21 protein-coding genes and 2 pseudogenes are annotated in these 25138 nt (G+C 72.0%); 11 read left to right on the plus strand and 12 right to left on the minus strand.

Features of this window, described 5'->3' with window-relative positions; all coding sequences use genetic code 11:
- Positions 1 to 5 precede the first annotated feature (5 nt).
- A complete protein-coding gene (locus OHS82_RS30050; RefSeq protein WP_328434960.1) occupies positions 6 to 1220 on the minus strand; it encodes an IS110 family transposase in 1215 nt (404 codons plus the stop codon).
- A 297-nt stretch (positions 1221 to 1517) separates the two neighbouring features.
- On the opposite strand from OHS82_RS30050, the pseudogene OHS82_RS43575 reads away from it, so the two are divergent.
- The 4 genes and pseudogenes from OHS82_RS43575 to OHS82_RS30065 form a co-directional block, all read left to right on the plus strand.
- Positions 1518 to 1949: pseudogene (locus tag OHS82_RS43575) on the plus strand (phage integrase central domain-containing protein); the annotation flags it as partial.
- Between the two features lie 219 nt (positions 1950 to 2168).
- Complete coding sequence (locus OHS82_RS43580; protein WP_443061845.1) at positions 2169 to 2741, plus strand: tyrosine-type recombinase/integrase; 573 nt, start codon at positions 2169 to 2171, stop codon at positions 2739 to 2741.
- Between the two features lie 349 nt (positions 2742 to 3090).
- A complete protein-coding gene (locus OHS82_RS30060) occupies positions 3091 to 4548 on the plus strand; it encodes an aldehyde dehydrogenase (RefSeq protein ID WP_328434962.1) in 1458 nt (485 codons plus the stop codon).
- 6 nt (positions 4549 to 4554) lie between these two features.
- Positions 4555 to 4788: a ferredoxin gene (locus tag OHS82_RS30065; RefSeq protein WP_057583134.1), complete on the plus strand. Its 234-nt coding sequence runs from the start codon at positions 4555 to 4557 to the stop codon at positions 4786 to 4788.
- Positions 4789 to 5043: 255 nt separating this feature from the next.
- Here the strand turns inward: OHS82_RS30065 and OHS82_RS30070 are convergent, their stop codons facing one another.
- Positions 5044 to 5673, minus strand: coding sequence for a TetR family transcriptional regulator (locus tag OHS82_RS30070; protein WP_057583434.1), 630 nt, complete (start codon positions 5671 to 5673; stop codon positions 5044 to 5046).
- Between the two features lie 242 nt (positions 5674 to 5915).
- Here OHS82_RS30070 and OHS82_RS30075 point away from each other — a divergent pair, with 242 nt between their 5' ends.
- From OHS82_RS30075 to OHS82_RS30085, 3 genes are read left to right on the plus strand one after another with little or no spacing between them, the layout of a single operon-like run.
- Complete coding sequence (locus OHS82_RS30075; RefSeq protein WP_328434963.1) at positions 5916 to 7400, plus strand: glycosyltransferase family 4 protein; 1485 nt, start codon at positions 5916 to 5918, stop codon at positions 7398 to 7400.
- A complete protein-coding gene (locus tag OHS82_RS30080) occupies positions 7394 to 8128 on the plus strand; it encodes a class I SAM-dependent methyltransferase (RefSeq protein ID WP_266728385.1) in 735 nt (244 codons plus the stop codon). The genes OHS82_RS30075 and OHS82_RS30080 overlap by 7 nt, the downstream gene beginning before the upstream one ends.
- The gene (locus OHS82_RS30085) at positions 8125 to 9195 is read left to right on the plus strand and encodes a prenyltransferase/squalene oxidase repeat-containing protein (protein ID WP_328434964.1); all 1071 of its coding nucleotides are present in this window, start codon (positions 8125 to 8127) and stop codon (positions 9193 to 9195) included. The genes OHS82_RS30080 and OHS82_RS30085 overlap by 4 nt, the downstream gene beginning before the upstream one ends.
- Positions 9196 to 9292: 97 nt before the next feature.
- On the opposite strand, the gene OHS82_RS30090 is transcribed toward OHS82_RS30085, so the two are convergent.
- From OHS82_RS30090 to OHS82_RS30120, 7 genes are all read right to left on the minus strand, one after another.
- Positions 9293 to 9583 (minus strand): hypothetical protein, encoded by a 291-nt coding sequence (locus tag OHS82_RS30090; RefSeq protein ID WP_057583141.1) that lies wholly within the window; start codon positions 9581 to 9583, stop codon positions 9293 to 9295.
- Positions 9584 to 9647: 64 nt separating this feature from the next.
- On the minus strand, positions 9648 to 10658 hold the full coding sequence (locus tag OHS82_RS30095) for an LLM class F420-dependent oxidoreductase (protein ID WP_328434965.1): 1011 nt from the start codon (positions 10656 to 10658) through the stop codon (positions 9648 to 9650).
- 102 nt (positions 10659 to 10760) lie between these two features.
- Positions 10761 to 11588, minus strand: coding sequence for a DUF5336 domain-containing protein (locus OHS82_RS30100; protein WP_328434966.1), 828 nt, complete (start codon positions 11586 to 11588; stop codon positions 10761 to 10763).
- Positions 11589 to 11766: 178 nt separating this feature from the next.
- Positions 11767 to 12747 (minus strand): N-acetylmuramoyl-L-alanine amidase, encoded by a 981-nt coding sequence (locus OHS82_RS30105; RefSeq protein ID WP_443061809.1) that lies wholly within the window; start codon positions 12745 to 12747, stop codon positions 11767 to 11769.
- 89 nt (positions 12748 to 12836) lie between these two features.
- On the minus strand, positions 12837 to 13661 hold the full coding sequence (locus tag OHS82_RS30110) for a hypothetical protein (RefSeq protein WP_328434967.1): 825 nt from the start codon (positions 13659 to 13661) through the stop codon (positions 12837 to 12839).
- On the minus strand, positions 13661 to 14203 hold the full coding sequence (locus OHS82_RS30115) for a SigE family RNA polymerase sigma factor (protein ID WP_328434968.1): 543 nt from the start codon (positions 14201 to 14203) through the stop codon (positions 13661 to 13663). The genes OHS82_RS30110 and OHS82_RS30115 overlap by 1 nt, the downstream gene beginning before the upstream one ends.
- A 51-nt stretch (positions 14204 to 14254) precedes the next feature.
- On the minus strand, positions 14255 to 15688 hold the full coding sequence (locus OHS82_RS30120) for an MFS transporter (protein WP_443061810.1): 1434 nt from the start codon (positions 15686 to 15688) through the stop codon (positions 14255 to 14257).
- Positions 15689 to 15929: 241 nt separating this feature from the next.
- Between OHS82_RS30120 and OHS82_RS30125 the strand changes: the two genes are divergently transcribed.
- Complete coding sequence (locus OHS82_RS30125) at positions 15930 to 17672, plus strand: MFS transporter (protein WP_328434970.1); 1743 nt, start codon at positions 15930 to 15932, stop codon at positions 17670 to 17672.
- A 342-nt stretch (positions 17673 to 18014) separates the two neighbouring features.
- On the plus strand, positions 18015 to 18674 hold the full coding sequence (locus OHS82_RS30130) for a class I SAM-dependent methyltransferase (RefSeq protein WP_057583153.1): 660 nt from the start codon (positions 18015 to 18017) through the stop codon (positions 18672 to 18674).
- A gap of 47 nt (positions 18675 to 18721) precedes the next feature.
- Here the strand turns inward: OHS82_RS30130 and OHS82_RS30135 are convergent, their stop codons facing one another.
- The 3 genes and pseudogenes from OHS82_RS30135 to OHS82_RS30145 form a co-directional block, all read right to left on the minus strand.
- On the minus strand, positions 18722 to 20272 hold the full coding sequence (locus tag OHS82_RS30135) for a hypothetical protein (protein ID WP_328434971.1): 1551 nt from the start codon (positions 20270 to 20272) through the stop codon (positions 18722 to 18724).
- 31 nt (positions 20273 to 20303) lie between these two features.
- Positions 20304 to 20936 carry a response regulator transcription factor gene (locus OHS82_RS30140; protein ID WP_057583440.1) on the minus strand — a complete coding sequence of 211 codons (633 nt, stop codon included), beginning with the start codon at positions 20934 to 20936 and terminating at the stop codon, positions 20304 to 20306.
- A gap of 374 nt (positions 20937 to 21310) precedes the next feature.
- Positions 21311 to 22582 (minus strand): annotated as a pseudogene (locus OHS82_RS30145) (sensor histidine kinase); the annotation flags it as partial.
- A gap of 486 nt (positions 22583 to 23068) precedes the next feature.
- On the opposite strand from OHS82_RS30145, the gene OHS82_RS30150 reads away from it, so the two are divergent.
- Together OHS82_RS30150 and OHS82_RS30155 are read left to right on the plus strand one after the other, a co-directional pair.
- Positions 23069 to 23926 carry a MaoC/PaaZ C-terminal domain-containing protein gene (locus OHS82_RS30150; RefSeq protein WP_057583155.1) on the plus strand — a complete coding sequence of 286 codons (858 nt, stop codon included), beginning with the start codon at positions 23069 to 23071 and terminating at the stop codon, positions 23924 to 23926.
- Between the two features lie 124 nt (positions 23927 to 24050).
- Positions 24051 to 25127, plus strand: coding sequence for a Zn-dependent alcohol dehydrogenase (locus OHS82_RS30155; RefSeq protein ID WP_328434972.1), 1077 nt, complete (start codon positions 24051 to 24053; stop codon positions 25125 to 25127).
- The last annotated feature ends 11 nt before the right edge of the window (positions 25128 to 25138 follow it).

Below are 25138 nucleotides of genomic sequence, written 5' to 3' on the forward strand. Positions count from 1 at the left end.
ATCAGTCAAGTGGTGTCGGGGAAGGCGGTCTGTTCGTCGTAGGGGATGTGGTGGGTGAGGCAGTGGTGGAGGCAACCGAGTAGGCGGTTGAAGAGGTTGCGTTGTGCTGCGACGTGGCGTTCTTCGGCCGCTCGGCGGTGGTCGTAGTGGGCTCGGGCACCTGGGGATGCGGTGAGGGCTGCGAAGGCCCAGTTGTAGCCGGCTGAGGCGAGGCGCTGGTTCTTGATGTGCCTGGCCAGGACGGTGGTCTTTCGTCCGGAGGATCTGGTGATGGGGGCGGATCCGGCGTAGGCCTTGAGTGCGCGGGCGGTGGCGAAGCGGGTGTGGTCGTCGCCGAGTTCGGCCAGGACGCGGGCGCCGGTGAGGTTGCCGAGGCCGGGGAAGCTGGTGATGATCTCGGCGTCCTGGTGGGCGGTGAAGGCGTCGACGACTGCGGCCTCCAGCTCGTCGGCACTGGTGCAGGCGGCGTTGAACTGCCGGAGCAGGGCGAGGGTCTTGATGCCCATCGCCTGCTCGACAAGGGGCGGCTGACGCATCTGGGGCTCGCGCAGTAATGCGTGGAGGCGTTCGACCTCGCTGGTGATCTCGCGTTGGCGGCCGGCCTTTTTGAGGATGGCCTGCAGTTGGGGGCGGGTGAGCTGGGCGGCCTGGGTGGGTGTGGGAGCTGCGGCCAGCAGGGCGCGGCAGGCGGGTGAGGCGAGGCCTTCGCGGAAGTGCCTGAAGACGGTGAGAAAGGCGGGGAAGTGCTCGCGCAGGTGGGAGCGGAGCCGGTTGCTGTTCTGGACGCGGTCCCAGACGGCGTCCTGCTGGGCTCGGGCCAGGACGGTGATGGCCTGGGCGAGGTGGCTGTCGGCGGGCAGGGGGCGGTGTTCGGCGGGGTCGGTGCGCAGGATGTGGGCGAGGACTTTGGCGTCGAGGTGGTCGGACTTTTCGCGGCTGAGTGCGTAGCGGTAGCGGGCGGCGGTGAGCGGGTTGATGACGTAGACGGGTCGGCCGGTGGCGCGCAGGCAGGCGACCAGGAGTCCGTGGGAGGTCTCGATGGCGACGGGGATCGGGTTGTCGGGGTTGTCGCCGTGGCGGGCCAGGAGGTCGAGGAGCTGGGTGAGGCCCGCGGTGTTGTCGTCGATGCGGAGCTTGGCGAGGAGGGTGCCGGTCTCGTCCAAAAGGGCGATGTCGTGGTGGTCGGTGGCCCAGTCGATACCGCAGAACACGCTGGTCATAGGGGTGTCCTCTGGTTGGCGGTGGTGTGTGGGTCCTCGCCGGGCAGGGGTTGCGCGTCTTCCTAATGGCAGGGCTCAGGGGCCCGTCATCCGATCGGTCGTTCGCAATCCCAGCGGTCGTCAGGGGTCTCGGTCAGCTGTGGAACTGAGTGTTCGCCGAGCGGTGAGAGGTGTTCCCTGGCGGCGGCTTGGACCACGAGCCAACGATGCCGCTGTTGTGTCCTTCGGCGGGGGTGGCGGGGGCGGTCCGCGCGGGACGAAGGCCAGAGCGCGGGCCGTCCCCGCCACCCCCGCATGATGAGGAACGAACGAGTGAGCCGGCATGCGGGGCCGACTCTGTCTCGGGAGGTCAGGCCTCAGGAGCGGCTACGGATCACCGCACGCCGGCTCGCGCAAGACGTTCGCCAGCGGGGATCAAGACCAACGTCTTACGGCGCCATTAGGGAGCGGCGGCCGCGCCGCAGAGGCGGCGCGCGCCCGCGCCGTGCGCGGGCTCTTGACCCCGAGGCTGGGAAGATCACCTTCCAGCAGTACGCCACCAAGTGGCTGGCCGGGCAGACGACCGACCCCACGACTCGGGAGAACACAGAGCGCCGCCTTCGGCTCCATGCCTTCCCGTACCTCAAAAGCCGTCCGCTCTCCTCGCTGCAGCCCTCCGACATCCGAGCCTGGATACGCAAGCTGGAGGACACGGGAAGCGCCGGATCATCCCGCCGCGTGATCTTCGGGAACGTGTCGGCGCTACTCGTTGCCGCAGTCGATGACGGCCGCCTGGCGCGCAATCCCTGCGGGGTGCGCTCGGTCCGGCGCCCGAAGCCCGCCCCTGGTCGTGTCGCGCCGTGGTCCGCAGACCGTGTGTTCTCCGTGCGGCGGGGACTGCCCGAGTGGTTCCGCGCCATGGTCGACGTCGGAGCCGGATGCGGACTTCGGCAAGGTGAGATCTTCGGATTGGCCGTCGACGAGGTGGATCCGCTGTCCGGCGTTCTGCGCGTCACCCAGCAGGTCAAGGTCGTGGAACGGACGCTGGTCTTCGCTCCTCCGAGGAACGGCAAGCTCCGTGACGTGCCGCTGCCCGAGTCGATCGCCCTGGCGCTCGCCGAGCACATGACGGCCTTCCCGCCGGCCGAAGTCACGCTGCCCTGGATGCTCCCCGACGGAGAGCCGGTGACCAGGCTCTTGTACTTCACGGGTACCGAGGGCGGAGAGGTCTGGCGCAACGCCTTCAACGTGCACGCCTGGAAGCCCGCGCTTGCCGCGGCAGGAGTGATCCCCAAGCTCGGGCCGGGGGAGAGGTACAAGGAAGCCCGCGAGGACGGCATGCACGCGTTGCGGCACTTCTACGCCTCGGTACTCCTCGACTCCGGGGAGAGCATCAAGGCCCTGAGCGTCTACCTCGGTCATGCCGACGCCGGGTTCACGCTCCGCACGTACACCCATCTCATGCCGAGCAGTGAGACGCGTACGCGGAAGGCCGTCGACGAGATGTACCGGACGGCCCGCAGGCCCCCGACGGCCCTCTGACGGCCCACGGGTTCCGCCCTCGCCCCTGATCATCGGGAAACCGCTGGTCAGGGGCATTCTCGTCCTGTCCGTGGACCACTTTAATTAGAACTGGTTCCAATGGATGCTCAAGTCACCGGATATGGTGGGGCGTTGAGCTGACCTGCGCCGATGCGCGCGCCGCCTGTCGCCGACTGCTGTCGCTTGTCGACATGGCCACCGCCGGACGGCCCGGTGCCGCCCGACTCTCCCGGTGATACCTCTTGGTGGAGAAGCTGCTGGTGGGGGCGGGGTCGGTGGTGGCACTGGCTTAGTGTGACCGGAACTGGTATCAGTTTCTGAAATACCGTCAGAAACGAAGGCAGTGGCCATGGCCGAGCTCGTGGAACACGGACAGCTGTTCATCGGCGGCACGTTGACGGACCCCCTGGGCGATGCCGTCATCGAGGTGATCTCGCCGCACACCGAGGAGGTCATCGGGCGGGTGCCGCACGCCTCGCGGGCCGATGTGGACCGTGCCGTCGCGGTCGCCCGGCAGGCCTTCGACGAGGGGCCCTGGCCCCGGCTCCCGCTCGACGAACGGATCGCGGTCGTCACCCGGATCAAGGACGGCATCCTCGCGCGCCACGAGGAGCTCGCCCGGGTGATCTCCGCCGAGAACGGCTCGCCCTACTCCTGGAGCGTCCTCGCGCAGGCACTCGGCGCGATGATGGTGTGGGACTCGGCGATCAAGGTCGCCGGCGACTTCACCTACGAGGAGCGGCGTGACGGCGTGCTCGGCAGGATCCTCGTGCGGCGCGAGCCGGTCGGCGTGGTCGCCGCCGTCGTCCCCTGGAACGTCCCGCAGTTCGTCGCCGCGGCCAAACTCGCGCCCGCGCTGCTCACCGGCTGCACGGTGATCCTCAAGCCGTCGCCGGAGACGCCGCTGGACGCGTACGTCCTCGCGGACATCGCGCGGGACGCGGGGCTGCCGGAGGGCGTGCTGTCGATCCTCCCGGCGGACCGCGAGGTGAGCGAGTACCTGGTCGGGCATCCCGGCGTCGACAAGGTCTCCTTCACGGGTTCGGTCGCGGCCGGGAAGCGGGTCATGGAGGTGGCCTCCCGCAACCTCACCCGGGTCACCCTCGAACTGGGCGGGAAGTCGGCGGCCGTCGTCCTGCCGGACGCGGACATCGCCACCGCCGTCCCCGGGATCGTCTCGGCCGCCTGGATGAACAACGGCCAGGCCTGTGTCGCCCAGACCCGCATCCTGCTGCCGCGCTCGCGCTACGACGAGTTCGCCGACGCCTTCGCCGCCGCGGCGGCCGCGCTGGTCGTGGGCGACCCGCTGGACCCGGAGACCCAGGTCGGCCCGCTGGTGGCCGAGCGCCAGCAGCGCCGCAACCTCGACTACATCCGCATCGGCCAGGAGGAGGGCGCGAAGATCCTCACGGGCGGAGGACGGCCGCCGGGCCTGGAGCGCGGCTGGTACGTCGAGCCGACCCTCTTCGGCGACGTCGACAACTCCATGCGGATCGCCCGCGAGGAGATCTTCGGCCCGGTGATCTGCCTGCTGCCCTACGGCGACGAGTCCGAGGCCCTCAAGATCGCCAACGACTCCGACTACGGGCTCAGCGGCAGCGTGTGGACGGCCGACGTCCAGCACGGCATCGAGATCGCGCGCGAGGTCCGCACCGGGACGTACTCCGTGAACACCTTCAGCCTCGACATGCTCGGCCCGTTCGGCGGCTACAAGAACTCCGGACTGGGGCGGGAGTTCGGGCCGGAGGGGTTCGGCGAGTACCTGGAGCACAAGATGATCCACCTGCCGGCGGGCTGGGAGGGCTGAGCTGCGATGGGAGACCGCTGGCACGTCGAGGTGGACCGCTCCCTGTGCATCGGTTCCGCCCAGTGCGTCCACCACGCACCCGGCGGCTTCCGGCTGGACACGGCGCGGCAGTCCCATCCGGCCGATCCGGACATGGACGCCAACGAGCGGGTGCTCGCCGCGGCGGAGAGCTGTCCGGTGGAGGCGATCATGATCACGCTGGTGGGGAACGGCGAGGCGGTCTTCCCGCCCGATGAGTGAGAAATATTCGATTTAGGGGGTTTTATTCGGGTTCGCGTGTTCTATTCTGGTAGAGGCCTACGAGGCGAGTGAGGGAGTTCGACCGGAGTAGCCGACTCGGGCGCGACGCCGCACGACAGGGCATCCGCCGGGGCCGACGTCGACGGACGGACTGAGGGACCGGACGGCCGCAGGCCAGGGCCGGACGGAGAACCCCGGTCGCCTCGTAGGTCTCCGTGTGCGCCGACCGCGACCGCGCTACGCGCACCACGTGCCCTACGCCCGCGTCCCGGGGGTCTTCGGGTCGGTCACGTCGATCAGCCGGCACACCGTCTCGATGTCGATGCGCACCTGCGCGATGGACGCGCGACCGGACAGCCAGGTGATCAGCGCCGAGTGCCAGGTGTGCTCGATGACGCGGACCGCGGAGAGCTGCTCGGGTGTGGGGTCGGTCAGTCCCATCGAGTCCAGGATGATCGCCGTCGTCTGACGGGACACCTGGTCCACCTCCGGCGAGACGCTGCGGTCGGCGAAGGTCAGCGCGCGCACCATCGCGTCCGCCAGGTGCGGCTCGCGCTGCAGGGCGCGGAAGGCGCGCATCAGGGTCTCCGCGACGCGGTCCGCGGCGCTCTCGCCGGTCGGGGGCTTCTTGCGCAGCGTGCCGTGCATGTGCTCCAACTGGTCCTGCATCGTGGCTACCAGCAGGTGCACCTTGGAGGGGAAGTAGCGGTAGAGCGTGCCGAGGGCGACCTGCGAGGACTCGGCGACCTCCCGCATCTGCACCGCGTCGAAGCCGCCCCGGCTGGCCAATTGCGCACTCGCGTGCAGGATGCGGCGACGGCGCGCCTCCTGACGTTCGGTGAGAGGTGAGTGCGCCGGGCGCTGTGGGGTGGCATCCGCAGACATGGGTCCCGCTCCGGTCCGTTCCGTGACGGTCGTGACGACCGTCGGTGAGGGGGCGGTGATCATGCGGCTCGGCAGAGCGGCCGGCCCCTGCCGGTCGTGGCGTGAATCACCTGATCCACTGCGCTCAGCGCTCCTACCTGCCGGTAGATTCAGAGCCTCCCGAACGATCAAGTCTGAAACTTGTTCTAGATTAGCGTCCCGTCGTAGTCTCGCGGGACAATGCAGGCAGAAGGGGGCCCGGAGTGACCGCTGAGGCCAGTCAGGCGGGGTCCCGGCGTGACCGTGCTTCCGACGGCGAGCGACCGCTCAAGATCGCACTCCTCACCTATAAGGGGAACCCGTTCTGCGGGGGGCAGGGCGTCTACGTACGGCATCTGTCGAGGGAGCTCGCCCGCCTCGGGCACAGCGTCGAGGTGATCGGCTCCCAGCCCTACCCCGTGCTCGACCCGGGGTGCGAGGACCGGCTCACCCTCACCGAACTGCCCAGCCTCGACCTCTACCGCCAGCCGGACCCCTTCCGCACGCCCGGACGGGGCGAGTACCGGGACTGGATCGACGCCCTCGAAGTGGCGACGATGTGGACCGGCGGCTTCCCCGAACCGCTGACGTTCTCCCTGCGCGCCCGCCGCCATCTGCGTGCCCGCCGCGGGGAGTTCGACGTCGTGCACGACAACCAGACCCTGGGCTACGGACTGCTGGGCGACGTCGGCGCACCGCTGGTCACCACCATCCACCACCCCATCACCGTCGACCGGCAGTTGGAGCTGGACGCCGCCGAGGGACGACGGCGACGCCTCTCGGTGCGCCGCTGGTACGCGTTCACCCGGATGCAGAAGCGCGTGGCGCGCCGGCTGCCGTCCGTGCTCACCGTCTCCGGCACCTCCCGGCAGGAGATCGCCGACCACCTCGGCGTCCGCGACGACCGCATCCACGTCGTCCACATCGGCGCCGACGCCGACCTGTTCTCGCCGAACCCGTCCGTGACCGTCGTGCCGGGCCGGATCGTGACGACGTCCAGCGCGGACGTCCCGCTCAAGGGCCTGGTCTTCCTCGTCGAGGCGCTGGCGAAGGTGCGCACCGAGCACCCGCACGCCCACCTCGTCGTCGTCGGCAAGCGCCCCCAGGAGGGGCCGGTCGCCCAGGCGATCGAGCGGTACGGCCTCGAAGGGTCCGTCGAGTTCGTCAAGGGCATCTCCGACGCCGAACTCGTCGACCTGGTGCGTTCGGCCGAGGTCGCCTGCGTGCCGTCGCTGTACGAGGGCTTCTCCCTGCCGGCCGCCGAGGCCATGGCCACCGGCACGCCGCTGCTCGCCACGACCGGCGGGGCGATCCCCGAGGTCGCCGGGCGCGACGGGGACACCTGCCTGGCCGTGCCGCCGGGCGACGCGGGCGCACTCGCCGCGGGCCTCGGCCGGCTGCTGGGCGACCCCGCCCTGCGGGCCCGGCTCGGCGCGGCCGGCCGGCAACGCGTGCTGGAGCGGTTCACCTGGGCGCGGGCCGCCGAGGGGACCGTCGCCCGGTACCGCGAGGCGATAGCCGAGGGCGGCCGCGCACGGGTCGCCCCGGCCTCCGACGCCCACGGCGCCGCCGAAGCCCCCGACACCCCCCGGACGTCCGCGGCCCCGCTCGCCGCCGGCTCCCCCGAGGCCGCCGGGACCGTCGAGGCCGTGGCGACGGCCGACGTCGTATCCGAAGCATCCGATCGCGAAAGCAGGGCCACGTGCTGACCGTCGACTTCTCCCGGTTCCCGCTCGCCCCGGGCGACCGAGTCCTGGACCTCGGCTGCGGGGCCGGGCGGCACGCCTTCGAGTGCTACCGGCGCGGTGCGCAGGTCGTGGCCCTCGACCAGAACGCCGAGGAGATCCGCGAGGTCGCCAAGTGGTTCGCGGCGATGAAGGAGGCCGGCGAGGCCCCCGAGGGCGCCACCGCGACCGCCATGGAGGGCGACGCGCTCGCGCTGCCCTTCCCCGACGAGTCCTTCGACGTCGTGATCATCTCCGAGGTCATGGAGCACATCCCCGACGACAAGGGCGTCCTCGCCGAGATGGTGCGGGTCCTCAAGCCCGGCGGACGCATCGCGATCACCGTCCCGCGCTACGGCCCCGAGAAGGTCTGCTGGACCCTCTCCGACGCCTACCACGAGGTCGAGGGCGGCCACATCCGCATCTACCGGGCGGACGAACTCCTCGAGAAGATCCGCGAGGCCGGCCTCAAGCCCTACGGCACCCACCACGCCCACGCGCTGCACTCCCCGTACTGGTGGCTGAAGTGCGCGTTCGGCGTCGACAACGACAAGGCGCTGCCGGTGCGGGCGTACCACAAGCTGCTGGTCTGGGACATCATGAAGAAGCCGCTGGCCACCCGGGTCGCCGAGCAGGCACTCAACCCGCTGATCGGCAAGAGCTTCGTGGCCTACGCGACCAAGCCGCACCTGCCCGCGGTGGACGCGCGGTGACCACTCCCCGGACAGAACACCTGGTCCTGCCCGGGGTCCTCACCGCGGGGCAGGCCGCCGCGACCGTCGCCGGCATCCTCGCCGTGCAGCGGGAGGACGGCGCCATCCCGTGGTTCAGGGGCCACCACCTCGACCCCTGGGACCACACCGAGGCCGCGATGGCCCTGGACGCCGCGGGCGAGCACGAGGCCGCCGACCGCGCCTACGCCTGGCTGGCCCGGCACCAGAACGACGACGGCTCCTGGTACGCCGCCTACGCCGACGGCGCACACGACGACGTCACCGACCGGGGGCGCGAGACGAACTTCGTCGCCTACATAGCGGTCGGCGTCTGGCACCACTACCTCTCCACCGGGGACGACACCTTCCTCGACCGCATGTGGCCGAGCGTGTACGCGGCGATCGAGTACGTGCTGCGGCTCCAACAGCCGGGCGGACAGATCGGCTGGCGGCGCGACGACGACGGCACGCCCACGGCCGACGCGCTGCTCACCGGCTCCTCCTCGATCCACCAGGCGCTGCGCTGCGCGCTCGCCATCGCCGAACAGCGTGAAGAGGCCCAGCCCGACTGGGAGTTGGCGGCCGGTGCGCTGCGGCACGCGATACGACGGCACCCGGAGCGGTTCCTCGACAAGGACCGCTACTCGATGGACTGGTACTACCCGGTGCTGGGCGGCGCGTTGACCGGCGCGGAGGCCAAGTCCCGCATCGAGGCCGAGTGGGAGCGGTTCGTGGTGCCGGGCCTCGGCGTGCGGTGCGTCGTGCCCAACCCGTGGGTGACGGGCGGAGAATCGGCCGAACTCGCCCTCGCCCTGTGGGCGATGGGCGAGTCCGACCGGGCGCTGGAGATCCTGCAGTCCATTCAGCACCTGCGGGACGCTGACTCGGGGCTGTACTGGACCGGGTTCGTCTTCGACGACGAGGCGATCTGGCCCGTGGAACTCACCACCTGGACCGCGGGGTCGTTGCTGCTCGCGGTCGCGGCCCTCGGCGGCCACGAGGCCACCTGCGCCGTGTTCGGCGGTGAGCAGCTTCCCTCAGGACTGGAAGCGGACTGCTGCGTCTGAGGGGGCGCACCGCTGGACCTGAGGGGGAGCACTGCTGCACCTCGGGCGCGGACTGCCGCACCTGAGGGATCGGGAGCGCGGACCGCGCTCGGGGACGTCAGTGGCGGTGGACGCGGTTGGCGATGGCGTGGCCGACGAACAGGTACACCACCGCCGCCAGACCGTAGCCGGCCACGACCCTCGCCCACGCCTCGTCGAACGTGAAGAGGTCACGGGACCAGCCGGCCAGCCAGTTGGCGGCGTGATGCACGAACTGGACGAGGTCGTTGCCCCGGTTGGCGTCCAGCAGGTACATCAGGATCCACAGGCCGAGGATGACAGCCATGACGTCCGCTACCACCGCGATGACCGTTCCGGCGGAGTTGGAACCACTGCGATATCGAGACATGTTCTCCGGATTGCCGTTCGATTCCGGATGAAACCTCGGGCCGGTCGGCGCGCAACCGGCCGCGTCAGGAGTTGAGTTCCGCCAGCACCCGCAGGGTCGTCGGGTCCGGTGCGACCGCCAGCAGATCCGTCACCGGGCCCTTGCGCCACGACTCCAGCCGCTCGGCGATGCGTTCGCGGGGGCCGACGAGGGAGATCTCGTCGGCGAAGGCGTCCGGCACGGCGAGCACGGCCTCCTCGCGGCGGCCGGCCAGGAACAGGTCCTGCACCCGCCGGGCCTCCTCCTCGTAGCCCATGCGCGCCATCAGGTCGGCGTGGAAGTTGCGGGTGGCGTGCCCCATGCCGCCGATGTAGAAGCCGAGCATGGTCTTCACGCCCAACAGGCCTTCGGCGACGTCGTCGCAGACCTTGACCCGGGCCAGCGGGGCGACCCGGAAGCCCTCCGGCAGCTCCGCCACCGCCGGGCCGTACGCGTCCGGCCGGTTCGGCGACCAGTACAGCGGCAGCCAGCCGTCGGCGATACGGATCGTCTGGGCGACGTTCTTCGGCCCCTCCGCGCCCAGCAGCACCGGCAGGTCGGCGCGGAGGGGATGGGTGATGGACTTCAACGGCCGCCCGAGGCCCGTCGCGTCGGCGCCGCGGTAGGGGTGCGTGTGGAAGCGGCCGTCGAGTTCCACCGGCGCCTGGCGCCGCAGCACCTGCCGCACGACGTCCACGTACTCCCGGGTCGCCGTCAGGGGCGACTTCGGGAACGGCCGGCCGTACCAGCCCTCGACGACCTGCGGGCCGGACAGCCCCAGCCCGAGCATCATCCGGCCCCCGGAGAGGTGGTCCAGGGTCAGCGCGTGCATCGCCGTCGTGGTGGGGGAGCGGGCCGCCATCTGCGCGACCGCGGTGCCCAGCCTGATCGTCGACGTCCGCGCCGCGATCCAGGTGAGGGGGGTGAAGACGTCCGACCCCCACGACTCCGCCGTCCACACGGAGTCGTAACCGAGCCGTTCCGCCTCGCGGGCCAGCTCCACATGGTCGGGGGAGGGGCCGCGCCCCCAGTAGCCGAGGGCCAGACCGAGCCGCATGCCCGCCTCCTGACGGTGTGTCAGACCAAGAGGGCGACTGTACGACAACGGCCCCCCGCCCGGAAGGGCGAGGGGCCGTCGCACCGTGGTGCGGAGCGGGACTCAGCCGCGCTGGATGCCGGAGGCGTCCCGCAGAACGCCGCGCCGGCCGTCCTGCGTCTGGGCGACGAGGCCCTGGGCGCCCTGCTCGACGGCCAGGTACCAGGTGCCGGGGGCCAGCTCGGCGATCGGCGTCGGCGCGCCGTCCTCCGCGTACAGCGGACGCGGCACCGGCACGGCGAACCAGAACGGCGAGAAGTCCCCGCCGGACGGCTGCGCCGGAGTCGGCTGTCCGCCGCCGAACGACTGCGGACCCGGCTGGCCGGGCTGACCCTGCGGCTGACCGCCGAACGCCGACGGCTGCGGGGCGCCCGGGTAGCCGTAACCGGCGGGCGGCTGCGCGCCGTACGGCTGCGGGGCCTGCGGCCTGGGCGCCGGGACGAGAGCGGCCTGCAGGGCCGGGACGAGCGGGGTGGCGACAGCGGCCGCGGCGAGCAGCAGGGTGGCGACCAGGGCCAGGATCAGGCCGGCGCCGGCGTCGGGGCTCCTCGAGCTGTCACCGACGTTGTCGTAACCACCGGACGGGTCGAAGATGTTGCCGAGCGCGCTCCAGGCGGCGAAGACCGTGAAGGCCACGCCGAACTGGCGGAGTTCCAGACCGACGACCTTCGGCGGCTGCGGAAGCGCCCGGCTGACGACCACGAGTGCGGCGCCGATGATGCCCGCGAGAACGACGCTGAACAGGACAGGCCCGCTGCCCCAGAGGTTCGGCAGATCGTAGCTGTCGGGGATCCCGTCGATCGAGTAGTTGTCCAGGAACGACGCGATGAACAGCAATACCGCTGCTCCGATCACCACGCCGTCGCCTCGAGTGAGGGAGCGGATATTCACTTCAGGTCCTTCGTCAGTCGTCTCGTCGTCGGTACACGCATGCACATAGCGGTAGAGGCGTCGCTGTCACCATGTCGCCGTCAGGCCCCGGTGTGAAGCGCGGGGGTGGCCCCTCATCGTAAGAACGACACTATCGTCCGCACGATCGCCCTGTCCGCCGGGATCAGCGCCCTGATCACTACCCGCGCAGGAAACTCACGATTCCCTCAGAGATCCCCTGCGCCGCCTTCTGCCGCCAGGCGCCGCTGGTCAGCAGCGCTGCGTCCTTGGTATCGCGCATGTTGCCGCACTCGATGAACACCTTGGGAACCGTTGACAGATTGAGACCGCCCAGGTCCTCACGCGTGACGAGACCGGTGCCGTCGCCGACGTAGTTGGACGGCGAAGTGCCCGTGGAGCGGGCGAAGTCGCCGGCGATCAGCTTTCCCAGCTCCTTCGACGGAACGACGACGGCCCGGGTGTCCGCCAGCCCCTCGTGCACCGCGCCCGGCAGGATCACATGGAAGCCGCGCTGCCCCGCCCCGGCGCCGTCCGCGTGGATCGACACGACCGCGTCGGCGTGCGCCGCGTTGCCGATCCGGGCACGCTCGTCGACGCAGGGGCCGAACGGCCGGTCCGCGTCCTGCGTCAGCCTGACCGTGGCGCCCTGCTCCTGGAGCAGCGTGCGCAGCCGGTGCGCCACGTCCAGCGTGAACCTCGCCTCGCTGTAACCGGCGTTCGTGGACGTGCCCGTGGTGTCGCACTCCTTCCAGTTGGTGCCGATGTCCACCTTGCGGTTGATCTCGGAGGTGTGGTCGACGTTGGCGGGGTTGTGGCCGGGGTCGATGACGACGACCTTGCCCTGGAGGGGAGCGACCGCCCGGCTCGGCGACGCGGCGAGCGTGTTCGGCTTGGCGTCCCCGCCGGCCGGGACCGTGGCGCGGTTGCTCGAGGAGGCGTCCGCCCCGGCCGCCCCGTCTCCCGTGCCCCCGCCTCCCGAGGCGCCCAGCGCCTCGTACGCCAGCCAGCCCAGAAGCGCCCCGGGCACCAGCAACGTCAGTGCCACCGTCATCGGACGCCGCAGGCGGGAACGGCGCGGCTGCGGGGAGCCGAAGGAGCCGGACGGCCCGAAGGGGTCGGCGGGGCCGGAGGGGTCGGAGTGCGGGCCTGGGTAGGACACGCCCGCCACCCTAGCGGGCGCTCCTGGGGCGTGTTTCGAAAGTCCCGTCTGCCGGGCCTTCGGGCAGACGACGCTGCGGCTCAATGCACCTAGTGGGTCACCTCCGCCGACGCGTACGCGGTGCCCCGGGGCGCCAGGCAGACGAACCAGTTGTACGGGGAGTCGTCGATCGTGCGGACGGTCGGGGCGTCCGCGTGGACGCCGGTGGTCGCGGGCACCCTGCTGATCGTGGTCTTCGTGCCGTCCTTCCAGGTGCACGTGACCTGTCGGGCGGTCTTGGCGACCTGGCCGATCACCAGCCGTTCGGCCTGTCCGCCGTATGCGCCGAGCCGGTACGCGGAGGCGTAGATCTCCTTGCCCGAGAGGTCGTCGCCCTTCCCCGTCAGACCGTGCAGGGTCATCATCGGGCGGGCCGTCGCCTCCTCCCCGATGCTGCGGTGCACGAAGTAGGCGCTCTTGCCGACCAGATCGGCGGGCTTGCCCACGCCCGCGGGAAACTCGTCGTAGTCCGCCATCGCGTTCATCGTGGCCCTGGCGTCCTGGACGTCGATCGGCGCCGGCCAGACGTCGAGGGTGACCCGCCACTCCTGGCCCCCGTCCGTGCCGCTCGCCAGGGTGACCCGGTTGTCGGGCTGGAACGGCGTCGGCGTCTCGGTGACCCGCTCCGTCGCCGCGGGCGTCGCCCGGTCCCCGCCGCCCGGCAGCCCGGTGACCGCCAGCGCCCCCGTCGAGCCGACGACCACCAGGGCGGTGGCCGCCGCGACCGCCCAGCGCCGGGCTCTGCGCCGGCGGCCGCCGCGGATCAGGGCCTGGGTGGGGGCTATGCCGATCTCCACCTCGTCGGCGGCGTCGGCCAGCAGGAACGCGATGTCGTGTGCCGCCATGTCGTGGTTCGTCTCCCGGTCCGCGTCCATCACTTCCGCCCTCCGTACATCACGCCGTCCGCCAGTTCCGGTATGGCGCGGAGCTTCGCGATCCCCTTCGCCGCGTTGCTCTTCACCGTGCCCACGGAACAGCCCATCGCCTCGGCCGTCTGCGTCTCCGTCAGGTCCTCCCAGTAGCGCAGTACCACCGCCGCCCGCTGCCGCGGCGGCAGCGCGGCCAGCGCCCGCAACAGGGTCTGCCGGTCGTCGGCCCGCGCGATCAGGTCACCGGGGGCCGGGGTCTCATGGGCGAGACCCGGCCCGTCGTCCCTCGGGGCGAGCAGCTCGCGGAGCTTCCTGCGGTGCCTGCGGGCGTGGGCGTTGATCATCACGCGCCGTACGTACGCCTCCGGCTCGTCCGCCGCGCCGACTCTGCGCCAGGCGACGTAGACCTGTTCCAGCGTCGACTGGACCAGGTCCTCCGCGGCGTGCTGTTCCCCCGTGAGGAGAAATGCCGTGCGCATCAGCCGAGCCCAGCGGCCGACGACGAAAGCCTGGAACTCCGTGTCCCTGTCCTGCTCCCGATCCCCCATGAGCACCTCCTAGATGTTCAAAGGAGGCCATGAGAGGCCCGGATCGTTGCCTCAGCGGGCCGGGATTCTCCGCGGCAGCCACAACACCATCAGCACCGCCCCCGCCAGCAGCACCCCCGTGCCCGTGCGGAACGCCAGGGCGTACCCCTCGGTCAGCGCCTCCGGGGTGCCGCGGCCCGCGGTGCGGGAGGCGGCCAGCGCCGACAGCACCGCCAGACCCAGCGAGCCGCCCATCGTGCGGGCGGTGTTGACCAGGCCGGACACCAGCCCGGCCTCGCCCGGCTCGGCGCCGGACGTGGCCAGCGAGGCGAGCGGGGTCGAGCCCAGGCCGCCGCCCAGCATCATCAGCACGCCCGGCAGCATGATCCCGGTGACGTACCCGTCGTCCACCCGCATCGTCGACTGCCAGCCGAACCCGGTCGCCGCCAGCAGCGTGCCCAGCACGGCCACCGTGCGGGCGCCGGTGGCGCGCATCAGCCGGGGGGCGACCTTGGAGCCGACGACGATGGCCAGGGAGCTGGGCACCAGCGCCAGACCCGCCTCCAGCGGGCTGTAGCCCAGCGCGTTCTGCAGGTAGAGGGTCAGGAAGAACCACATCGAGAACATGGCCGAGCCGCTCACGAACATGGCCGCGTTCGCCGCGGACACCGTGCGCAGCCGGAACAGGCCGAGCGGCATCAGCGGGGCCGCCGTCCTGGCCTCCACCACGAGGAACAGCGCGACCAGCGCGAGTCCGGCGGCCAGCGGCACGAGGGCGGCCGGCGCCGCCCACCCCTCGGACTCGGTCTGCGAGATGCCGTACGCCAGGGTGGCGAGGCCCGCCGTGACCAGCAGCGCGCCCGGCAGGTCCAGGCGCCGTCCGTCCCCGGCCCGGCTCTCGGCGAGCCAGCGCAGCGAGCCGGCCAGCACCAGCACGCCGACCGGCACGTTGATCAGCAGTACCCAGCGCCAGGACAGCAGGTCGACGAGCCCCCCGCCGACGAGTCCGCCCGCGGCCCCGCCGCCCGCGCCGACCGCCGTCCAGGTCGCGATGGCCCGCGCCCGCGCGGCGCCCTCGGGCACGGCTGCGGTGACGATCGTCAGGGTGGCCGGGGCCAGCACCGCGGCGCCGAGCCCCTGGACGGCCCTGGCGAGCAGCAGCTGCCAGCCGCTCTGCGCCAGGCCGCCGGCCAGCGAGGCCAGGGTGAACAGGGCGAGCCCGGTGAGGAACATCCGCTTGCGCCCGTACAGGTCGCCTGCCCGGCCGCCGAGCAGCATGAAACCGGCGAAGGCCATGGAGTAGGCGTTCACCACCCACTGCAGCCCGGAGGGGGTCATGCCGAGGTCCGTCCGCATCGACGGCAGGGCCACGTTGACCACGGAGACGTCGAGCACGACGAGGAACTGCCCGGCGCAGGCGAGCGCCACGAGCAGCCAGGCGGGGGGAGCGGTGCGGGGGGATCTCCGGGCGCGGGTGGTGGCAGCGGTCTCCAGCATGGGCGTCATGGTCTCAACCGGGTTGTGCCCCTTGCATCGGTTTTTCGACCCAGGTCCGCGGACGCGAGTCGGAGTCGAGAGCGGACGCCGGTCGGATTCGAGAACGGACGCCGGTCGGAGTCAAGGGCGGACCATCGGAGTCAAGAGAAGATAAAAAATCGTTAGTACGTCGAAGCATCGGAATAGTTGCCCATGCATACAGGTTCGGCTTCCATGTAAGCGCCGAACCACCGCCCGGAGGCACCCCCTCATGACGCACACGACCACCGACCGGCCCACCCGCGAGGCGAGCGGAGCCGTGGTCCCGGTCCTCGCCTTCGCGGGCATCGTGGTCGCGGTGATGCAGACCCTGCTCGTCCCGGTCATCAAGGACCTGCCCCAGTTGCTGGGCACCTCGCCCAGCAACGCCACCTGGGTCCTCACCTCGACCCTGCTCTCCGGCGCCGTGGCCACCCCGATCATGGGCCGCCTCGGCGACCTGTACGGCAAGCGCCGCCTGCTCATCGCCAGCCTCGCCGTCATGGTCGTCGGCGCCCTGGTCAGCGCGCTCACCAGCGACCTGATCACCATGATCGCCGGCCGCACCCTCCAGGGCTTCGCCATGGGCGCGATCCCGCTCGGCATCGGCCTGATGCGGGACATGCTGCCCCGCGAGAAGCTCGGCTCGGCGATGGCCCTGATGAGCTCCTCGATCGGCGTCGGCGGCGGCCTCGCGCTGCCCCTCGCGGCCCTGATCGCCCAGCACGCCGACTGGCACGCCCTCTTCTACGGCGCCGCGGGCCTCGGCGCGCTCGCCATCGTCCTCACCCTCCTCGTCGTCCCCGAGTCCCCCGCGCGCGCGGAAGGCACCTTCGACGTCCTCGGCGCGATCGGCCTCTCCGCCGGCCTCGTCCTGTTCCTGCTGCCCATCACCAAGGGCAGCGACTGGGGCTGGACCTCCGGCACCACCCTCGGCCTGTTCGCCGCCGCGGCCGTCGTCCTCGTCCTGTGGGGCGTCATGGAACTGCGTGTGAAGGCGCCGCTGGTCGACCTGCGCACCACGGCCCGCCCGGCCGTCCTCTTCACCAACCTGGCCTCGATCATGGTCGGCGTCTCGTTCTACGTCGTCTCCCTGGTCCTGCCCCAGCTGCTCCAGCTGCCGAAGGCCACCGGCTACGGCCTCGGCCAGTCGATGGTCGTCGCCGGCCTGCTCGTCGCACCGCTCGGCCTGACGATGATGGTCACCGCGCCCGTCTACGCCCGGCTGTCCGCCAAGTACGGCCCCAAGGTCACCCTGATCCTCGGCATGCTGATCATCGCGATCGGCTACGGCGCCGGCCTCGGACTGATGAGCGCCGCCTGGCAGAGCCTCGTCATCGCGGTCGTCCTCGGCGCGGGCATCGGCCTCGCCTACTCCTCGCTGCCCGCGCTGATCGTCGGCGCGGTCCCGGCCTCCGAGACCGGCGCGGCCAACGGCCTCAACACCCTCATGCGGTCCATCGGGACGTCGGTGTCCAGCGCCGTCATCGGCATGGTGCTCGCCAACACCGCGAACGACGTCGGCGGCGTCGCCGTGCCGACCATGCACGGCTTCCGCGTCTCCTTCCTGATCGCCACCGCCGCCGTCGCGATCGGCCTGGTCCTCGCACTGTTCCTGCCCCGGCAGCAGCGCCCGTCCGAGACCTCGCAGCTGCGCGCCAGCAGCGAGGAGGACGCCGTGCTGGCGCGCGCCGAGGAAGCCCTTCGCGGCTTCCGCGGCCGGGTGCTGGACGCCCACGGCGTCCCGGTCGCCCGCGCCAGGGTCACCCTCATCGACCGCCGCGGCCGTCAGGCCGGCGCGACCCTCTCGGAGCCGGACGGCAGCTACGCCCTCGCCGTCCCGGCCCAGGGGCCCTACGTCCTCGCCGCGAAGGCCCCGGGCCACGGCCCCCTGGCGAGCTCCGCGACCCACGCGGGCGACGCCCGCCCGGTGGACCTGGACCTGGCCCTGCCGGGCGAGACCGTCACGGCCTGAGCGCCCTGGCGAGACCCTCATGGCGCGACGGTCACGGCCTGACCGTCGCGGCCCGATCGCCACGGGGAAAGAGTCACGACCTGACCGGCACGGCCTGACCGTCGCGGCGAGAGAGTCACGACCTGAACGTCACGGCCTGATCGCCATGGTCTGACCGTCACGCCCCTGCTCGGGCTGCGGCGCTCGGCGTTCGGCGCTCTCGCACACGCACCCCCTGTCGCGCAGCCGACGGGGGGTGCGGTCGTGGAGCCCCCGCGCCGTTTCCGCACCCCCCGTCACCCGCGTCGCCCGGGGTGGGGCAGCATGGGCGCGCTCATTCGTTCGTCCGTCGGAAGGACCCCCATGCCCGCGGTGCCCCAGCCCGAGATCCTGGCCGCGTTCGAGGCGGCGAAGGGGTTCATGCCGCTCGACGAGGGGCTCGCGCTGTACGCCGCCGCCGTCGAGGCGGGGACACTCGGGATGCCGCTGCTGGAGATCGGCACGTACTGCGGGCGCTCCGCGATCCTGCTCGCGGACGCGGCCCGCCGGTCCGGGGTCAGCGCCCTCACCCTCGACCACCACCGGGGCAGCGAGGAGCAGCAGCCCGGCTGGGAGTACCACGACCCGGAGACCGTCGACCCCGAGATCGGTCTCATGGACACCCTGCCCTCCTTCCGCCGCACCCTGCACCGGGCGGGTCTGGAGGACCACGTCGTCGCCCTGGTCGGACGGTCGCCGCAGATCGCCGCGTTCTGGAACACGCCCCTCGGCCTGGTCTTCGTCGACGGCGGTCACACCGACGAGCACGCCGGCTCGGACTACGAGGGCTGGGCGCCGCACGTCGCCGAGGGCGGGCTCCTCGTCATCCACGACGTCTTCCCCGACCCGGTCGACGAGTTCACCGGCCAGGCCCCCTACCGCGTCTACCTCCGCGCCCTGGCTTCGGGGGCCTTCACGGAGGTCTCGGACACCGGCTCGCTGCGGGTGCTGCGACGCACCGGCGCGGGCGTCCAGGTGCCGTGACCGGAAAGGCTTGGCGCGCCGGTGAACCTCTCCCGTCACGGCACTGGCTAGACCGCCGACCGCCTCCGCCGACGGCGGTACACAAGTGCCAGGAGGACGACGGCCAGGGCGCCCGTGGCCCAGGCCCAGGCGTACCGGTACGGCGGGGCGGGCGAGGCGTCGAGCGGGATGACGGCGACGTCGTTGGCCGGGGTGCGGTCGTACGCGTTGACGGTGCGGACGGTGCCCTGCGCCCCCGCGACCTGCCGGTCGATACGGATGTGGAAGTCGATGGCGGTCGTGCCCCCTTCGTGCCGCACCTCGAAGAACTGGTCGCGGCCGATGTCGCAGACGAACGCCCCGCCGGGTTTCTCCGGCCGCTCGCAGGCCCACTTCCCGCCGTCCTCCTCGAAGCGGTACGGGACCGAGGTGACCGTGGTGCCCTCGGGTGGGACCACCTCGAAACGGCCCGGCTCCTCGTCGCCCGTCATCCGGCCGGGGCCGAGGTCCTCCAGCCCGAGTCGTACGTGCACCGTGTCGCCGACGCGGCCCCGGACGGTCGCCGTCACCGGACGGTAGTCGACCTGCACGGTGGTGGACACGGCGACCTTGCCCTCACTGTCGCCGATGTCCCGGGCGGAGGTGCGGACCAGGCCGAGCGGGGGGCCGACGCCCCGCACCGTGTGCCCGGCGGGCCGGGACGGCGCCGACGACCAGGCGTACGTCACCTCTCCGGTCAGCGTCCTGGGACCGGTGACCGTGTAGACCAGCGGGGCGTCGGCGGCGTAGGCGGCGCCAGCAGCGGCCTTCGTGGGGAACATGCACCATGCCGAGGCGGGCGCGGGCCCCGCGTAGAAACAGTTGCTGTGCAGCGCGGTGAGCGTCAGTCCCTCCGACACGTCGACCTGGAGGGCGACGCCCTGACTCGCCGGGAAACGGGAGTGGTTGGCCAGGCGTGCCGTCACGTTCGCGGACTTACCCGGCGCCAGTCCCCGCACGTCCTTCTCCTGCCCGGGCGCGGAGAGCCTCGGACCGCCGACGGTCATCCGGGTGGTGCCGGTGACGGCGGGCGCGTTGTCGGCGGTCGCGGTGTACGTGACCGTCCCGCTGTCGCCCGGCTCGACGCCGTCCACGCCGCGGAGGGAGAGAGGGGAGTAGCTCTCGCCGTCGCCGTTCTGCAGGTCGCCGTACTCGCACGTGAAGACCGGGCCCTCGGCCTCGCACATCGTCGTGTCACCGACCCGGGCGACGCCCGCCAGCCCCGACGCGTCGACGACGACCCTGACGTTGCGGGCCGGTTCGCCGCCCTTGCTCGGCTGGACGTGGACCGGGACGACGAAGCCGTCGTTCGTGGCACCGGCCCCTTCGTCGGCGCTGTACATGACGTACGTCCCCACGGTTTCGAACCGCAGCGTGACCCGGCCGGACCCTTCGGCCGCGACCGCCACCGGTACGACGGCCGGGGTGACGGCGGTCGTGAACACGGCGGGGGCGAACACGGCGGCGGCGAACAGAGCGGTGGTGAACACGACGGTGCTGAAAACGGCGGTGGTGAAAACCGCTTTGAGCAACGCCGCCGGTCCGGTCGCCCGCCCGAGGACCCGTATCGGTAAGGACATGCGGGCACTATGCCAGCGGCGGCCCGGACCGCTACAGCCAACCCTGTTGCCGGGCCTCGCGCATGGCCTCCATGCGGTTGCGGCCGCCCGTCTTGCCGATGGCGGAGGAGAGGTAGTTGCGGACCGTGGACTCCGACAGGTGCAGCCTTGCCGCGATGTCGGCGACCGTCGCACCGTCGACGGAGGCGTTCAGGACGTCCCGCTCGCGGGCGGTGAGCGGGTTCGGGCCGGCGCCGAGCGCGGCCGCGGCGAGCGCCGGGTCCACCACCGTCTCACCGGCCAGCACCCGGCGGATCGCCTCCGCCAGCTCCTCCACCGGGCCGTCCTTGACCAGGAACCCGGCGGCTCCGGCCTCCATGGCGCGGCGCAGATAGCCGGGCCGGCCGAACGTGGTCAGGATCAGCACCCGGCAGTCGGGCGCCTGCTCGCGCAGCTCGGCGGCGGCGTCCAGGCCGCTGATGCCGGGCAGCTCGATGTCGAGGAGCGCCACGTCCGGGCGGTGGAGCAGGGCCGACTCCACGATCCGGTCGCCCGCGCCGACCTGTGCGACCACCTCGATGTCGGCCTCCAGACCCAGCAGCAGCGCCAGCGCCCCGCGCATCATTCCCTGGTCCTCGGCGAGCAGCACCCGAATGCACTTGGCGGGGCGTCGGTCACGGGGCATCTCGTTCACGGGCCCACCCGGCATCTCGGTCACGGCCCAAGATTAGGGCCGCCGACCACGGACCGCGCTCCGTGCGGGGACTCCGGCGTGACGGAGGACCGGGCGCCCTCGACGCGCTGGGCGCCCTGGCCGCCCCTCGCGCCCTGGCCGGCTCTGGCGTTTTCGTCGGCCCTCGCGCCCTGGCAGCCCCTCGCGCCCTCATTGCCCCTCGCGCCCTCGACGGCCCTCGCGCCCTTGTCGGACACCGTCCCCGCCGCGCGCCCGCCGGAGTCCCCCTCCTGGCCTCCGTCCCCGTCTCCGTCGTCGTGTCCGTGTCCGTGTCCGTCCCTCAGGGTGCTGTCGGCGTGAGTGCCGGTGTCCGCGTCCACCCTGGTGTCCGCCGGCAGTTCCGCCGTGACCCGGAAGCCGCCGCCCGGTCCCCGGTCCGCCTTCAGTGAGCCGCCCGCCGCCGCCAGCCGCTCGCGCAGACCGGTCAGCCCGGTGCCGCCGCGTGCGCAGCAGTCCTCGACGTCCTCGTCCTCGCCGAGGCCGATCCCGTCGTCCGTCACCGTCAGTCGGACCCGGTCCGGGGTGCCGGACACCGTGATCGCACACCGGGTGGCCGCGCTGTGCCGGACGACGTTGGTGACCGCCTCGCGCACCACCCAGCCCAGCAGAGCGGCGGTCTGCGGCTCCAGCGGCGGCCCGGAGCGGTTCACCGTCGGTTCGACGCCCGCCGCGGACAGGGCCGAGCGGGCCCGCTCCAGCTCGCTGGCCAGGCTGCCCTCGCGGTAGCCGGTGACCGCCTCGCGGATCTCGGTCAGCGCCTGACGGCCGACCGCCTCGATGTCGGTTACCTGGGAGAGCGCCGCGTCCATGTCGCGCGGCGCCAGCCGTCGGGCAGCCTCCGACTTCACCACGATCACCGAGAGGGTGTGGCCGAGCAGGTCGTGCAGGTCACGGGAGAAGCGCAGCCGTTCCTCCTCCACCGCCCGCCTGGCCAGTTCCTCGCGGGCGGCGCGCAGTTCCCGCACCGCCTCGGAGAGGGAGAGGATCGCGGCCGTGACCATCGTCGAGAGCCAGGTGGCGTAGGCGATGGTCAGAGCGCCGCCCCAGCTGTCGTGGACGACGGAGACCGCACCCGCCAGGACGGCCACGGCGGTGCCGAGCCCGCGCAGCCGGGGTCCTCGCAGGACCGCGCCCGTCGCGAGGCCCAGCAGCGGGAAGAACAGGAGCCAGTTGCCGCCGTAGCCGAGGGCGAGTGCGCAGGTCACGAGGCCCAGCAGGACCAGCGCCACCCGCGTGGACAGCGCGTCGCGGGTCTCCTTCGCGAAGGCGCGGAAAGCGACGTAGATGTAGAGCGAGTTGAACGTCAGCAGCCCGAGGCCGCCGATCCACGGATTGGGCGTCTCGCCCTGGAAGAGATGGGAGAGCGCGCCCATCCCCATCAGCAGCCAGGGCAGCAGGGAGAAGCCGTTGGCCGGCGGACCGGGGTCCTCGGGGACCGAGACCCGCCCGGACTTGCCGGCGGCCTTCAGCTCGGCCCTGCGGCGGTTCTTGTCCTCCTTCCAGCGCTGTTGCCGCTCGCGTCCCGTCCGCAGCTCCGAGCGCCAGGCCGCCGTCCGGCAGGCGAGTGTGCTCCGCCACTGCGCCGGTGATCCCGTCATGGTGGTGTCCCCCGGTCCGTCGTTTCCGTGGGCCGCCCGTCATGCCGGGGCGGCGTGTCTCCGACGCTACGTTTCCGGGGCCGTCCGCGGCAGAGCCGGATGTACGGAGCCGTGCGGGACAAATGTCATCGGTCGCCCTGCCCGTGTCCTTCATGCTGCGTTCTTCATGCCGGAGCCTGCGTCCGGAGCGTCGGCCGCAGCGTCCGACATCTGCATCTGACATACCGTCAGGCGTCTTCACAACTTTGGAGGCCTGGGCTATACAAGGGATCGCCGCGCTGGAACGCGTTCTAGATCTGCTCGCTCGGGCGGGTTCCGCGGCCCCGTGACGACCTCGGTGCGGCCGATCGGTGCGGACGGCCGTGCCGAGGTCTCCGAACGACGCGATCGCACCAGCCGATCCGATCGATCCGATCGATCAGGACCGATCCGATGTGATCCGATGCGGTCCGTTGATCGCGGCGGATCCGAACGATCAGGAGCTCCATGCCCATCGACGCAGCCAAGGCGCTCGCCGCCGAACCCCGGACCGGCGAGATCGCCTGGGACCGCCGGGACGTCCAGCTGTACCACCTCGGCATCGGCGCGGGCGTCCCGGCCACCGACGCCGACGAACTGCGCTACACGCTGGAGTCCCGGCTGCACGTCCTGCCGAGCTTCGCCACCGTCGCGGGCTCCGGCTCACCCGGTGTGATCAGCTCGCTGTCCATGCCCGGCATCGAGGTCGACCTCGCCCGCGTCCTGCACGGCGGCCAGCGCCTGGAGATCCACCGGGCCATCCCGGCCGAGGGCCGGGCCACCGCCACCGGACGCATCGCCGGCGTGTACGACAAGGGAAGCGCCGCCGTCCTCGTCATGCGCACCGAGGTCGCCGACGCGGACGGACCCCTGTGGACCAACGACGCCCAGATCTTCGTCCGCGGCGAGGGCGGCTGGGGCGGGGACCGCGGCCCGTCCGCCCGGCTCGAGCCGCCCGCCGGCGAGCCCGACAGGACGATCGAGCGGGCCCTGCGCGAGGACCAGGCGCTCCTCTACCGCCTCTCCGGCGACTACAACCCGCTGCACGCCGACCCCGAGTTCGCGAAGCTCGCCGGGTTCGACCGGCCCATCCTGCACGGCCTGTGCACCTACGGCGTCACGCTGAAGGCCGTCGTCGACACCCTGCTCGACGGCGACGTCGGCCGGGTCCGCTCCTACGCCACACGGTTCGCCGGAGTGGTGTACCCCGGCGAGACCCTGCGCATCCGGATGTGGCGCGGGGCGGGCGAGGTGCGGGCGGCCGTGAGCGCGGTCGAGCGCGATGACGCGGCGGTCCTCGCCGACACCGTCGTCCAGCACTCCTAGCCCCCGTCCGGCAGAGGACCCGCCCACCGCACGGCGGGGAACCGCCCGCCAGAAGACCGCCAGTCCCACCGCCAGTCCCACCGCCCGTCACACCGCCCGTCAGGGGTCCGAGGGGAGCCGCACCATGCGCGCAGCCGTACTGCACGAGATCGGCCAGGAGAAACTGGAGGTCCACGACGACGTCGAGGCGGTGGGCTTCGGCCCCGGACGGGTCAGGATCCGGGTACGGGCCACCGGGCTGTGCCACTCGGACCTGTCCGCGATGGGCGGGGTGCTGCCCCAGCCCGCGCCCTTCGTGCCCGGCCACGAGGGAGCGGGCGAGATCATCGAGGTCGGCGAGGGCGTCACCCGGGTGAAGCCCGGGGACCGGGTCGTGGTCTGCTGGCTGCCGGCCTGCGGCGCCTGCCCCGCGTGCAAACGCGGCCAGACCGAGCTGTGCCTGGCCGGCTTCATGAACGCGGGCACCCCCAACTTCCGCCGCCCGGGCGGCGACGTGTTCGGCTTCGCCGGCACCGGGACCTTCGCCGAGGAGGTCGTGGTCGACGCCGGCTGCGCCGTCCCGATCCCCGACGACGTCCCCTTCGACATCGCCGCCCTCATCGGCTGCGGAGTCACCACGGGACTGGGTGCCGCCCTCAACACGGCGGACGTGGAAGCCGGTTCGTCGGTCGCCGTCATCGGCTGCGGAGGCGTCGGCGTCTCCGCGATCCAGGGCGCGCGGCTCAAGGGCGCCGCCGAGATCGTCGCAGTCGACCCGGTCGCCTCGCGCCGGGAGGCCGCCCTGCGGTTCGGCGCCACGAAGGCCGTCTCACCGGACGAGCTGCCCGGGACGAAGCAACTGGTCACCGGCGGGGAGGGGTTCGACTACGTCTTCGAGGTCGTCGGCCGCTCCGCCACCGCCCGCACCGCCTACGAGAACACCCGGCGCGGCGGCACCCTCGTCGTCGTCGGCGCGGGCGCCCTGGACGACTTCCTCCAGCTCAACATGTTCGAGCTGTTCTTCGACGAGAAGCGGATCCTGCCCTCGATGTACGGCGGCGGAGACGTCCTGCGCTCCTACGAGCGGACGATCGCCCTGTGGCGGGCCGACCGCATCGACCTCGAGGGCCTGATCACCCACCGCGTGGCGCTCACCGAGATCAACGAGGCGCTGGACCAGATGCGCACCGGTGCGGCGCTCCGTACGTGCATAGAGATCTGAGAGGCGGCCGT

Source organism: Streptomyces sp. NBC_00425 (assembly GCF_036030735.1).
Lineage (GTDB): Bacteria > Actinomycetota > Actinomycetes > Streptomycetales > Streptomycetaceae > Streptomyces.